The following is a 12596-nucleotide window of genomic DNA, read 5'->3' on the forward strand; positions in this document are numbered from 1 at the left end:
ATTGTCCTATATAATCGTGAGCAAGTCTCTTTTGATAGCGATATATCGTTATCGCATGTGCTTCATTGTAACGATATATCGCTTTTTTGTCAAGTCACGAAAAGAATATTTGTGGAGGAGAGATCTGTAGACGCTTGACTCTCCCCCAAAGGGAGAGTGTATGCTGTGGATAGCAAAAGAGAAAGAGAGCAGATGGTGCTGAAGATAGGGGAATTTGCGCGTATCAGTCAAATATCGATTAAAACGTTGCGGCACTATGATGCGCTCGGCCTGCTGAAGCCGTCGCGGATCGATGCGGAAAGTGGGTATCGCTTCTATGAGATGGGGCAACTGGCAGACGTGATCCGTATCCAGGCGTTGAAAGATTGCGGTTTCAGCCTCGATGAGATTGCAAAGCTATTGCCAACACATGATGCAGCGACCATCGGTGAGCTATTGCGTCAGCGGATAGTTGCCCAGCAGCGCTTTGTGGAGGAGGAGCAGGCCCGATTGCAACGCATGATGGCTCGCATGCAGCAGCTTGCCAGCGGCGATGTTGCTCTGCCCTATGATGTTGCGCTCAAGCAGACCGAGCCACTCACGCTGGTTGGGCTGCGGCGCTGCGTGGCGAGCACAGAAGAGATTGGTCCTCTTGCCTGGATGGTGGTTGAGCAGCTGACGGAGCAGGGGATCGTCATCTCTGGCCCCTTGATCCATCTCTATTATGAGAGTTGCCTTGATGAGGAGGGACTCGATCTGTTCGTTGGTGTGCCAGTGCTGGCCCTGCCGTCCATCCGCGACGATCTGCGCTGTGAACGGCTGGCAGGAGGCGAGTCGGTGGCCTGTGTCGTCTATCGCGGCGACTATGTGGGCATCGGGACTGCCTATCGAGCACTGAATAGCTGGATGGTAGCAAGCGGTTATCACGCGATTGGACCGGGCCGTGAGATCTACCATTGGAGTCCCCTGCATACTCAGGATGCTGCCTCTTATCTGACCGAAATTCAATACCCTGTTGCACTGTAGTCACCCTCTTTCGTAGTGGGGCGATTTATCGCGTTTGGCTCACATGAGAGGAGCTTGCGCCAAACGCGATAAATCGCTCCACTACGAAAGAGGTGCTGTCAAATCTATAGAAAAAGGAGTAGCGCTATGACGATCCCGTTGGTCCCATTTGAAGGTAGGATAAGCTATTGTCTGGTCAGGAGTTTACAAATGGTTCTGGCCCATCAGGGGCATCACTATGAGTTGCCCTGGTTGGAATGCGTGAGCGGCGAGCCGTTCGGGTTTGCCTATATTCGCGACGAGCGCCTGTTCGCTGTTAATGGCTATGAGTATCATCTTGCTGGCGAGCATCTGCTTCAGACCTTGAATTATACCTATAGTTACACCGGTTTTCCCGATGCCCCATCCGCGCTTGCGGCGTTGAAGGAGGCGTTGCAAGCCGGGCCGGTTGTCGCGGGGATGCTCGATGCGGGCTGTCTGAGCTATTCCCCACATAATCGGGGCGCATCTGGAGCCGATCATGCTATTGTCGTACTGGCGCTCCAGCCTGACGCGGTGATTGTGCATGATCCATCTGGCTACCCTGCTGTGCCATTGCCCCTGAGCGATTTTCTGGAGGCGTGGAGGCGCGATATCTATACGGGCAAACCGTATGGCCTGTGGCGTATTGGTGAACAGGGTGAGCCGCCTGACGAAGAGACGATCTGGGAGCAAACGCTGGCCCGTGCGCGTGAAAACTTCGCGCGTCCATCAGTGCGTCCTGCAAATGGTCCGACAATCCTTTGTGGCCCCGAAGCAATACTGGCGTTAGCTGAGGATTTACGGGCGGTTCCTGATCGTCCATTGGGAGCTTTGCCGTACTGGTCGTGGCAGGTATCGGGTCAACGTTGTCTGGATAGTGCTCTGTTCCTGCGGGAGCGCATGCCTGAAGCTGCCGCCATTCGTTGGGAAGAGTGCCAATTATACGGTGCGCTTCAGCAAGCCTCTGTTGCCAATAAACGCGCCGACCTGCCCATCCTGCTGGAGCGATTGGCAGAACAGGAGACGCACTTCATTGCCGCGCTGGAATAAGATGACCGGGCCTCTTCACCATGCCTCCAGCTCAAGATGAGCCTGGACTCGCTTGGTCAGCGCTCGACAGAGCCACAATCGTTGCTGTAAAGGCCATGAGCGCTGCCGAGGTGAGGAGTGTGATCGACATCCCTGCGGCCTCGGCTATGATCGCGAGTACAACTCCACCGCAGATCTCTCCAATAGACTCGGCCAGGTCGAGCAATGAGTGAACCGTCGCCCGTACCTCGCTCGTGGTGCGTCGGTTCACCCAGATCACGCTGACCGTCCGTGTGACGTTGAACGCAATACCGCTCACCAGTATCACTCCTGCGCAGCCGATGAGGGCAGAAGGGGCCTCGGCCAGCACGATCAGGCCGAGCATTCCAATGAAGCAGGTGAGTGCATACGTACGTCGGGCGACGCCCGCACCATCGATGCGCTTCTGGACGAGGTGCAGCGCGACGACGCCCGCCACCGAAGAGCAGATCCCAACAGCCGTGTACCACAGAACGGGATCAGAAGGGAAGCCCAGGTTTACGAGTTGCCTGGGAAACAGCCATGCAGTCATCGATGCACCATTGATGAGCATCGCGTCTCAACTGAATATCCTTAAATCTCTGTACAGTTCCTAGAGAGAGTATACCAGATGGAACATGACCGGTTTATTTATTTGCTATCCAGGCAGGTTACGGTCTTGCCAGCATCTTCTTTTTCCAGTGCAGATCGGCCTTGATTTGAGCGGCGGTTTTTCGATAGAAGTGCTTGGCATCGGCGCGGATGTGTTCGTTATACGAGTCCCATGCGCCAAGATGACCGAGTAGCAGGTGATGTTCTTTGCCCCGCGCTGAACAGAGCGTTATCAGATTGTGCGGCTCGAGTTCCAGGTCGGGATGGAGATGGAAGGGTTTGATGTGGTGGACCTGCCGTTTGCGACCTTTATAGCCACAGACGACACAGGCAGGTTCGCGGCGGAGATGCTCCTTTGCCACGCTTCCCCAATGAGGACTACGTTCTTGTCCATGCTTTCTGGCGACGTGGGCACCCTGATCGAGCATCTTTAACAACAGGCTGAGCTGTTTGAACAATCCTTTGCGACGATGGCGTCTCTTGCGAGTGAGTAGCAAGAGGGCGATCACTGCACTAAGCAGAGCGATAACCAGCAGGAGAAGGACTGGTAGCGAGATGTACATTGCTTCCTCTTTCCAGGTCAGAAGCAGCAGCTATGCCATCCGCTGACACGGCTGCTCTGAGCGTCAAGTTCAGTTTATGGCAAGTATAGCGAATGGAGAGCGAAAAAACAATCCCTGAAGAGCTTCTAGACAGGGCTTTTCAGTTCTCCGCTCAAAGGGGGCAGGGGTCTCCCTGCCGGGGTCTGGGGTGTCCCCAGTTTCCTTCCCTCCTTCGCGCGCCGCCTGCGGCGGCGCGCAAAAGAGAAGAAAAAAGGTTTTTGCGGGGACACCCCGCACCCTGGCAAAGGGCTGCCGCCCTCTGCACTCCTGCTAGATGGGAGAATTGGAAAGCCCTGAGCTTCTAGAAACACGATTTGCCAGAATAGTACATCTGTGTTCTATCAAGCAATTGACAAAAGAACCAGGGCTTTTTTATGTTATCGAGAAAATGTCCCTGTTGTCCCCTTCTTTTTACACGCTCCATTTTATACACTTGGGATGAGCCTCTATGAGCGTGGGAAGCTGGTAGACGCTTGCTTGCTCCAGATCGAGTGCAAGAAAGGGACATAGTGATGTTGCACAGCCTGACGTTTCGCCTTCCAAAGACAGCAAATCCAGTACGCGTGCCGTATGGAGTATTTATAACTGCTCTGCTATCAATTGTCGTGAGTATGGGCCTGGCCCTGTTCAATTTCCTGCCAGCAAAGGGTGTAACGCCCGTCTTGCCAGGGCAACAGATCTGGAAGGATGGAGTCTCTTCCTATTTATTTGGTACAAACGAGGTGGCCTGGGATCCGATGGCGCTAAGCAATCCGGCAATTATGGCGACGGTGAAGGCGGCTGGCGTTCCATTGGTACGTGTTCCTTTAACAGCGCAGAATGCAGATCAACGGGTAAAACTCGTTGAGCAGTCAGGCGCTCAATGTCTTGGTATTATCAGCTGGCATAATCCCGCCGATGCGCTCAAGGTTGTGCAGACGTTAGGGAATCGCTGTCTGCTCTATGAGTTTGGCAACGAGCCAGACCCTCTGAGCAGCTATATTACGACGTGGAACTCGAATATTGCCGCGTTACGTCAGGCCAATCCATCCGCTAAATTCATCGGGCCAGTTCTCGCCTCGCCTGATGCCAACGGTATCAAGCAATTTCTCTCCGCCGTCAAAAGCAATCCGCCCGATGTGGTAAGCTGGCATATGTATCCCTGCACAAATCGGACGTTGCAAGATTGTGAAAGCGGGAGCCATATCAATTTTTCCAAACATGCACAGGAGATCGGCGCAGTCATTCAGAGTACGCTTGGTCACGATGTGCCGCAGGCCATTACAGAGTATAATTATGATTGGCAGGATAGCAAAACTCCTAATCATGACGCCTCCACGATGCAGCAATTTACAACGCAAGCACTTAATGATATGATTCAGGCAGAGAAATATGGCGTGATTATGGCGAACGAGTATCAGTTGGGAGGGCGCGCCGGAGCGGGAACACTGGATATGGTTGATCCAAGCAGTGGAGCACCACTGGCACAGTTTAGCACGATGAGCCAGTTTATCGCCAGCTATCGAGCAGCAACGAACAGTCCATCCAGTACGGCGAGTCCTGGAGGGGCAACGGTAACGGCAACGTCGGTTCAACCCTGTACCAGCAATCCAGCGAACAGCTCAACGTCAAGCGGGGTGCAATATCCCATAACGATCGGCTCACAATCGTTCTGTTGTACAATCCCGCCCTGGTTGGTCTCCAACGCCGGGCAGGGAACAGATATGCCAACAGATGCCACTAAGCGCACGATTCAATGCGTCCTGGTTGCTCCCTCGAACCAGCAGCAGTCAACAGGAGCAACGCCAACAACCAGCGCTACGGGTACGCCAACATCAGATGAAATGCCGACGGGCACGGAGACGCCAACAGTGACAGGAACGCCGGAAGAGACGCCAACGGCCACTACGACGCCGACGACGCCTCTCGCGCCAGGGGAGACGCCAACCACGACGCCGATACTGGAAGATGTGACGCCGACCGTCACAACCACATCAGGAGAGACGCCGACTGCGACGCCCGGAGAGACGCCGACCACGACGCCCAAGAAGACGCCCGTGACAGGGAGTAAGGCAGTGGTCACAGTGACGCCCGTAACATCGACGGGGGCAAATGCGCCAGTCGTGCCGTTGTTGACACCAACCCCAGCGTCGAAGTCGGGCGGCTAGCGCTAGAAAGAAACAGGGTAGAAGAGAAAAAGCATATGAGGATTGGCTTGAAGATGGGTATGCAGCAGGCGCTTACTGCCCTTCATTATGCTTTCCCACAGTTGCGTATCGCTTCTGCCCTGCCTGTGACACGAGGAAGAGACAATTTTGTATTGCAGGTCAATCATAACCTGATTTTTCGCTTTCCCCGCAATGGGGCTACAGAGGCGCAATTAATGCGCGAAATCAAGATATTGCCTCTATTGGTGGAGCGATTGACAGCGCCTGTTCCACATTTTTCCTATCTCTGGCTTCCTGATGACTACTTTCCTTCCCCGTTTGTTGGATACAGCAAACTGCAAGGGATCTGGCTGAATGATCCCCGTATTGTTCCGCCTATGCAGAAGCAGCTCTTACCATCGCTTGCCCAATTTTTCGCTGAATTACATCAATTTCCCCTGAATCAGGCTCAAAATTGTGATGTGAAGGGAGGAGATGTAACATTCTGGGTGGCTCTGTATCGGAGACGATTTGAGCAAATCCAGGCCGCCGTCTTTCCACATTTATCGGAGTCGATGCAGCAGAGAGCACAGCAACGCTGGGAGGCATACCTGGAGCGACACGCTTCCCTATCTTTTGCTCCGACGCTGATTCATCGAGATCTCTGGCTCCATCATCTGCTCTGTGATCCAGAACAGGGGACACTTTGTGGTGTGATTGATTGGGGAGAAGTGGCTATTGGAGATCCGGCGTTAGATTTTATGGGATTGTATCTGCGTTGGGGCAGGGAGCGCATGGAAGAGATCAGGAGCCTTGCAAAGCTCGCTCCTGATCCAACATTCTGGCAACGGCTAGACTTCTATCGGGAGTTCTATTTTCAGTTCTATCCTCCCTATACTGAAGCATTCAAAGCCGCTCAATCCCAGGATTATCATGTATTAGAGCAGCATGTTCATTATATCCAAAGCACGCTGAGGTAACTAGGGCATATACTGCTCGAACCAATCGCCGATTGCTGGATAAGCAGTGGTTTGTGTGGTGTGGCGCAGCATAAAATGGCCCTCATCTTCAAAACGCAGATAGTGAACCGGGACATGGCGAGCGCGTAAGGCTGCAACGATATGTTCGGCTTCGTTGATGGGAACGCGCGAATCGTTGGCCCCATGCAGGACCATGAGCGGGGCTGTGATGCGATCAACGGCGTGAATGGGCGAGATCTGTTCCAGGATGTTGCGATGGTGAGCCAGACTGCCATATTCCGCTTCTCGCCACGCCCTCCGCCAGGGGCCGGTCTTTTCAAGGAACGAGACGAAATTGGCGATACCGACCATATCGACCGCCGCAGCCCAGAGATCGGGATAACTTGTGATGGCGGCCAGCACCATGTAGCCGCCGTAGCTCCTGCCCATAATGCCAATCCGCTTTGGATCAGCCTTGCCATGTTCGACGAGCCAGGCAACGGCGGCTTTGAGATCGGCCACGCTATCAGGGCGGCGTTCCACATCGTCGAGATGCACATAGGTTTTGCCATAGCCGCGACTGCCGCGCACATTGGGGGCCAGGACAGCGAAGCCGCGATGCAGATAGTATTGCAGCGGAGGCATCCAGGGGGCCGCATACAGTGGACGGAATTGCGACTCTGGCCCGCCATGCACAAAAATGATGACGGGGAGTTGCCCTGAAGCATTGGCGCGGTTCGTCTGTTGTGGTCGATAGAAATAGGCGGGGATTTGTCGCCCGTCGAAGGTGGGATAGTGGATCAGTTCAGGTTCCACAAGGCTGCTCTGCTCAATCTCCATCGGAACACCTGTCGCCTGTTGCGCCTGTGCTGGCGAAGCGGTCCAGATATTGCCATTGAAGCGAGTGCTATTAAAGCTAAACGCCACCTCATCCGTTTGTGGTGACCATTGCAGCCCTTCGACGACCCCGGGTGGGAGTGCAGGCGCAGGCAATTCCTGAGTGCTTTCTGTATCGTAAAAAACGAGGCGAGAGCAGCCATTCTCGTTGATCGCCCAGGCCAACATCTTCCCATCGGGTGACATCGCTATGCCTGCTTCGGCATCCCAGGCGGTATCGGCGAGCAGCGTCAGCGGCGTGTGCGTTTGTGGAAGCGTGGCACTTGAAAGGTCCAGGCGAACGGGAGCCATAAACTCGCGCTGATAGTTTGTCAGCACATAGAGGCTCTGGCTGTCAGGCGCGAAAGTGGGATACTCGTAGGTGGCCTCGCCCTCATGGAAGGTGAGCAGTCGCGGCGGCGCTCCGTTGAGTGGGACGAGCAGCAAATCTTGATCCAGTTCGGTATTGAGGCGCGTCACTAATAGCATATTGCCATCGGGGGACCATGCGACAGGCATCAAGCTGGCATCTTGTTCAAGGACACAGCGCGTCTCGCCTGTTGTGATGTCCATGATCCAGACATCGAAAAAAGCTTGATGGCGCTGATTGCTGCTATAGCAGATGGATTGTCCATCGGGCGACCACGCTCCAAAGTGATGAATGACGCCGGGCAAGCTGGTCAGAGCGCGAACCTCCCCTGAGGGGAACTGAACCAGAGAAAGCTGGTCGTGTTCGTTCCCGCCTACATCGACCGTCACGATCAATTGTTGATCGCAGGGAGACCACGCGACGAGTCCGACGCGCTCGGAAAAGTGCGTGAACTGCCGCTGCTCGCGAATCTGCATGTCCAGAAGCCATGCCTGATCGAGCCCACTCGTGTCCGCCACAAAAGCAAGCTGCGAGGCATCGGACGACCAGGATGGTCCATGAGCGCGTCGAACCAGGATATATTGCAAAATATCGATTGAATGGTTGGGCATAGATGATTCTTTCTTTGAATCTCTCATATCGTAGTCGCGCGCTTTACCGCGCGACTACGATATGAGAAGCATTAAGCTTCTTTCTTTGGCTCTGTTGGCAGTTTTGCCGCTAGCCAGGCATCCCAGCCACCTGTCAGGGCGTAGGCACGGGACCAGCCATCGTGTCGAAGTTCTTGCACCACACGGGCGCTTGTTTCCTCGTTCCGTCAGGTGCAGTAGGCGACCAGATACGCGTCATAGGGCAGGCCCAGTTCTTGTGCATCTTCAGTGGCTCTCTCTGGCGAAACGCGGATCGCGCCCCTGGCCTGGATTGGGCTTGCCTCATAGGGGCGGATCTTGCGCACATCAAGAATGATGACATGCTCTTTCGCTCGCCACAGGGTGCGTAGCTCATCAACGGAAATGCGAATTGAGGAGGAGAGCTGCACCGGTTTTGCCACTTTCGGCTGTTCACCAGTGGTCGGTTCTTCGGGTGGCTCAGGCGTTGGTAGCACGGGAACGGCGATAGGGTGTCTCGTTAGACGCGTGGCCTCGACTGGTTCGTAATCGGTTGGATTGGTGTCCGGGGGAAGCACGTTGCGATGTTTGCGGCGTGCCAGCAGGAACATCGGCGCGCTACCGTGAACAATGACTGAGAGGATCACGACCAGGGAGCAGATCGCAAAGAGAGCCTGTGTGCCAGGTATGCCCGCGAACACGGGGAGCAGGATCAGCAAGAGCGAGCTAAGGCCGCGCGGTCCGAACCAGGCAATCAGCAGGCGATCACGAATGGCAAGTCGGACACGTGCCAGCGAGATCAGGAAAGCCACAGGGCGCACCAGCAGCGCGAGCAGAGCAAACAACAGCACCATGCCGTTGATCTGAGCCAGTCCGCTCCAAATCAGCGAGCTACCGAAGAGAACAAAGGTGAACAGCAGCGTCATCTCTGCCGTTGTCTCGCCATATTCCAGGAAACAATCGCAGAGTTCGACATCGAGCAGCGAGATCGTGAGGCCAGCTGCGAACGCCGCCAGGAAGCCGCTGCCATGTACTGCCTCGGCCGCCGCATACGCGGTGAAGGCAATGCCCAGCGAGAAGATTGATTCGTAGTCGCGCCGAATTCCGACACGTTTTCTAATCAGATCGAGCGTTGCAACGCCGATCACGCCGACCAGCACGCCAGCGCCCGGCCCCAGAACCAGCAGATCAAGCGCGAGTCTTGCCCAATCAGCCGCAGTCTCAGAGGTATTAGAGGAGAGAAAGACCATCGCCACCAGCACGATTGGCAGGAGGACAATATCGTTCAGGCCACTCTCCAGGCGCAGAACCAGCCGGGCCGTTGGGGGAACCTCCTCTCGGCGCAATAGCCCTCGCAGCAGCACCGGATCGGTCGAGGCCAGCGCCGCACCCACCAGCGCCGCAGCTGCGGGAACCAGACCGAGCAGCCCCCAACCAGCAACCGCGACCAGGAAGGCCGAGAGCAGCGTGCCCGGCCCCAGTACGAGCAGAGCCAGCGGTCCGGCCTTTTTCACTTCGGCAAGATTTAAAGAAATAGCATCAGTAAATAAGACAAGAACCAGGCTCAAAGTTGAGACAATATGTAAAATAGGAGAATCAAGGGTAATATGCAAGAGGTCCAGACCAGCTGGACCTAACGCCGCTCCCAACGCGAGGAATGCGGCAACCTGGGGAAATCCGCTCCTTTCGATCAGACCAGAGAGGAGGGCCGCAATAATAATCACAGCGCCTACGAGGGCCAGTATACTCACCAGAGACTCAGCGCTCAGTGTGCTCATCAACATGCTCCCACTTGAGAAATAACAGGGTTCAATCCATTTCAATGCAATTCGACAAAGGAGTTGCATTGAAATGGATCGATTCTATAAGGCTACCACGCCATGTATCACCGACTCGTTTCTCTTATTGTACACCAAGCTGAATGCTTGAGGGAGCAGTCCCGATGAGAGCAGGAGCTCAGCTTGCAACCGGTTGTTTGCCCATATCGTGGTACTTCTTCCCCAGCATGCAGCAGAGCGAACAGATCAACCCTTTAAGGTTGAGATAAGACATCGAAGGCGAAAAAGTTATCCACCATCTCTCCACAGCTTTTTGCAGTTATGCACCAATGTATCCACATATTTGCATTGAAAGTTGTGGATAAACCAGTTGCCAGAGCGCCTTCACCCTGCTACACTTTTGGTAACACTTCTTCCTACTGGTTGATGTCTATTTCATCCCCGGTCAGTTTTTATGACAGGCAACTATGAATAGGAGAAGCGTTATGGTCAACATCTCTATCAATGAGTTGTTTTTGCTTCTTGATGAGAAGGCGCTGTTGCTCGCTGTCCAGCAAGCAGTATGCATAAAGTGGCAGCCACATACAGTTGGAGGACTGCCATCCTCCAACAAGCCACCGTTTACCTGCTCTTCTATACTGCTTATTGTGTCTTTGTATGGCATATATTGTTTGTATTGCTGTATTGATGGGAGGAGAACGCCATGCCTGCCACCTCATCGTTAGCACCAAGAAGCGCCGTTCGTTATCGCCCAACCGAGACTCACGGGAACGAGGAGATACCGGTTCAGCGCGCGTCCCGAACAGCCACGCTAGCTCATAAAGATATCCCGCAGCGCAAGAAAAAGCACTTGCTTCCTGCTGTTCGCTGGTTGCCGATTGGTTTTGGCATGGTGATTATGCTTGCGGTCGTTGTGCTGGGGCAGCTTGTCAGCGGTTGGATCACGATTGCTCTGGACGATCTCCACTATGGCAGACCACGAACCTTTCAGGTGGATGCGTTCGTCGGCCACGAGAGCGGAACGATGCCCAGTCACTTTCTCGCGCTCAACTTGCATGGGCACATTGAAATTATTGAGTTGCCCGGAGGCGATCCTGCCCATGCCAGAATGTATGTCGGGCCGCAGATTTATGGATCGGGAGCCGAGCTTGTGCCGGTGACGTTGCGCTTCGTTGATCCCAACGATACAGGCCATCCCGATATGCTGGTGCTCTTTCAAAATTCGCAGGTCGTTTTTCACAATCGCCAGAACAGCTTTCAAGCGGCCACGCCATGAGTAAGAGTGCATGTCCAGGGGTAGATAGCCATCGTCAACTTCTCGGCCAGCACCACCAGCGAACTCTTGCAAACCTTTGTTCAGTTGATCGATCAGGGGCAGATCAAGGCTGTTGTGGATGTAGTCTTTCCACTCTCGGAAGCCGCACAGGCCCACACGCTGAGTCAGAGCCGTCATGGGCGTGGACGGATCGTGCTGCATATTGATTAACGGCAGGTGTGACCTCTAACCAAAGAAATAGCCGAAGCAACAAACATTGCTTCGGCTGTGGCCCTGGAAAACACGAGATGCCACTTATTCTCCCTCTAGATACAATGCTGTTGCAAATGCCATTTCGACCTCGCCATTTTCGCCGAAGATGTCGCGGAACAGCTCGACGGCTTCGGCTTTGGTTGCCTCTTCCAGATCATCTCTGAACAACACGTCCTGTGCGCAGGCGATCAGATCTGTAATGACGCGTTCGCTGCGATAATAGGTGAGCGCGGCCCAATCGATCTCGCTTGTTCCGTAGCCCTGGAAGAAGGGCGATGGAGTTTGTCCTGGCGAGCCGTTTGTGTTGACGAAGAGGAAATCGCGCTCCTTCGGGGCCAGCATCACGTCGTCCCAGTCGATCACAAACACATCATTGCTCGGCGTACGTAAGATATTGCCTGGATGCAGATCGGCGTGGCAGATAACGCGTGGTCCCGTGTGGGTTGTGAGCGAACGAGCCAACTTCTCCATCAGCGAGAGCAGCGTGTGGATCGTGGATTGGTGTTCTATCCAGCATGCGCGCAGGTCGCGTTCAACGCTGCTGCCATCGTGTGACGCCAGCTGCAGCGCCTCAAAGCTTTCTATCCAACGACTATACTCTCCTGGATCGAATCGCTCGATGCGGAGTGATGGGAAGCCTTCAGGTGGTAATGTAGCCTCATGAATCCGCTTGAAGGCCGCTCCAACCGCGTGCCATTGTTCATCGTTCAGGCCGGGTTGCCAGCTAGTCTCGCCATCGATAAATGGATAGAGCATTATGCGCCAATTTCCAAACTGTGTCCAGAGCGTTTGCTGTTGCGTGGGAATGGGCGCGACGACTGCTGCGATGCCCTGATCGCACAAATAGCGAGGAACAATGCAGGTTGGCTCGTAAAATGAAGTGACTTGCTTTGCTTTGAGAAAATAGGCCGTCCCCTGTCCAGTCACAACGCGATAGGTTCCTGCATTTGTGTCGAGTCCCAGTGGCAGGAATTCGAGGTTGAGAACCGAAAGATGGTACTCCTCTTCTAAATGGGTAAGAAGCTGTTCTTCTGCAATGTTTGGCTTTTCGCGCATATAGATTGTCCTATTCTGTTGTTTCGTCT

The 12596-nt window shown here is 54.4% G+C and carries 11 protein-coding genes; 6 read left to right on the forward strand and 5 right to left on the reverse strand.

The features are described 5' to 3' along the window. Window positions 1-165 precede the first annotated feature (165 nt). Together K3T83_RS48325 and K3T83_RS48330 are read left to right on the forward strand one after the other, a co-directional pair. Complete coding sequence (locus tag K3T83_RS48325; RefSeq protein WP_220210313.1) at window positions 166-1005, forward strand: MerR family transcriptional regulator; 840 nt, start codon at window positions 166-168, stop codon at window positions 1003-1005. A 126-nt stretch (window positions 1006-1131) separates the two neighbouring features. Next, a complete protein-coding gene (locus tag K3T83_RS48330) occupies window positions 1132-2055 on the forward strand; it encodes a YobF C-terminal domain-containing protein (RefSeq protein WP_220210314.1) in 924 nt (307 codons plus the stop codon). Window positions 2056-2086: 31 nt separating this feature from the next. Here the strand turns inward: K3T83_RS48330 and K3T83_RS48335 are convergent, their stop codons facing one another. Both K3T83_RS48335 and K3T83_RS48340 read right to left on the reverse strand, forming a co-directional pair. Continuing rightward, on the reverse strand, window positions 2087-2605 hold the full coding sequence (locus K3T83_RS48335; RefSeq protein ID WP_220210315.1) for a hypothetical protein: 519 nt from the start codon (window positions 2603-2605) through the stop codon (window positions 2087-2089). A gap of 118 nt (window positions 2606-2723) precedes the next feature. After that, window positions 2724-3227, reverse strand: a complete 504-nt coding sequence (locus K3T83_RS48340) for an HNH endonuclease (protein ID WP_220210316.1) — start codon at window positions 3225-3227, stop codon at window positions 2724-2726. 551 nt (window positions 3228-3778) lie between these two features. Here K3T83_RS48340 and K3T83_RS48345 point away from each other — a divergent pair. Both K3T83_RS48345 and K3T83_RS48350 read left to right on the forward strand, forming a co-directional pair. Next, window positions 3779-5413 (forward strand): hypothetical protein, encoded by a 1635-nt coding sequence (locus K3T83_RS48345; RefSeq protein ID WP_220210317.1) that lies wholly within the window; start codon window positions 3779-3781, stop codon window positions 5411-5413. A gap of 35 nt (window positions 5414-5448) precedes the next feature. Then, window positions 5449-6372, forward strand: coding sequence for a phosphotransferase family protein (locus K3T83_RS48350; protein WP_220210318.1), 924 nt, complete (start codon window positions 5449-5451; stop codon window positions 6370-6372). On the opposite strand, the gene K3T83_RS48355 is transcribed toward K3T83_RS48350, so the two are convergent. After that, the gene (locus K3T83_RS48355; protein ID WP_220210319.1) at window positions 6373-8208 is read right to left on the reverse strand and encodes a S9 family peptidase; all 1836 of its coding nucleotides are present in this window, start codon (window positions 8206-8208) and stop codon (window positions 6373-6375) included. A gap of 206 nt (window positions 8209-8414) precedes the next feature. Continuing rightward, on the reverse strand, window positions 8415-9983 hold the full coding sequence (locus tag K3T83_RS48360) for a cation:proton antiporter domain-containing protein (RefSeq protein WP_220210320.1): 1569 nt from the start codon (window positions 9981-9983) through the stop codon (window positions 8415-8417). A 703-nt stretch (window positions 9984-10686) separates the two neighbouring features. Between K3T83_RS48360 and K3T83_RS48365 the strand changes: the two genes are divergently transcribed. Both K3T83_RS48365 and K3T83_RS48370 read left to right on the forward strand, forming a co-directional pair. After that, window positions 10687-11259 carry a hypothetical protein gene (locus tag K3T83_RS48365; protein WP_220210321.1) on the forward strand — a complete coding sequence of 191 codons (573 nt, stop codon included), beginning with the start codon at window positions 10687-10689 and terminating at the stop codon, window positions 11257-11259. Between the two features lie 30 nt (window positions 11260-11289). Then, window positions 11290-11469, forward strand: a complete 180-nt coding sequence (locus K3T83_RS48370) for a zinc-binding dehydrogenase (RefSeq protein WP_268963608.1) — start codon at window positions 11290-11292, stop codon at window positions 11467-11469. Window positions 11470-11553: 84 nt separating this feature from the next. On the opposite strand, the gene K3T83_RS48375 is transcribed toward K3T83_RS48370, so the two are convergent. Further along, window positions 11554-12567: a phosphotransferase enzyme family protein gene (locus K3T83_RS48375; protein ID WP_220210322.1), complete on the reverse strand. Its 1014-nt coding sequence runs from the start codon at window positions 12565-12567 to the stop codon at window positions 11554-11556. Window positions 12568-12596: the final 29 nt, after the last annotated feature.

It is taken from the genome of Reticulibacter mediterranei (assembly GCF_016587455.1).

Excerpts from the sequence above, each read along its gene's own strand:
- K3T83_RS48335 (WP_220210315.1), bottom strand. The coding sequence starts at position 2,605 with ATGACTGCATGGCTGTTTCCCAGGCAACTCGTAAACCTGGGCTTCCCT.
- K3T83_RS48345 (WP_220210317.1), top strand. The coding sequence starts at position 3,779 with ATGTTGCACAGCCTGACGTTTCGCCTTCCAAAGACAGCAAATCCAGTA.
- K3T83_RS48365 (WP_220210321.1), top strand. The coding sequence starts at position 10,687 with ATGCCTGCCACCTCATCGTTAGCACCAAGAAGCGCCGTTCGTTATCGC.
- K3T83_RS48340 (WP_220210316.1), bottom strand. The coding sequence starts at position 3,227 with ATGTACATCTCGCTACCAGTCCTTCTCCTGCTGGTTATCGCTCTGCTT.
- K3T83_RS48355 (WP_220210319.1), bottom strand. The coding sequence starts at position 8,208 with ATGCCCAACCATTCAATCGATATTTTGCAATATATCCTGGTTCGACGC.
- K3T83_RS48330 (WP_220210314.1), top strand. The coding sequence starts at position 1,132 with ATGACGATCCCGTTGGTCCCATTTGAAGGTAGGATAAGCTATTGTCTG.
- K3T83_RS48375 (WP_220210322.1), bottom strand. The coding sequence starts at position 12,567 with ATGCGCGAAAAGCCAAACATTGCAGAAGAACAGCTTCTTACCCATTTA.
- K3T83_RS48350 (WP_220210318.1), top strand. The coding sequence starts at position 5,449 with ATGAGGATTGGCTTGAAGATGGGTATGCAGCAGGCGCTTACTGCCCTT.
- K3T83_RS48360 (WP_220210320.1), bottom strand. The coding sequence starts at position 9,983 with ATGAGCACACTGAGCGCTGAGTCTCTGGTGAGTATACTGGCCCTCGTA.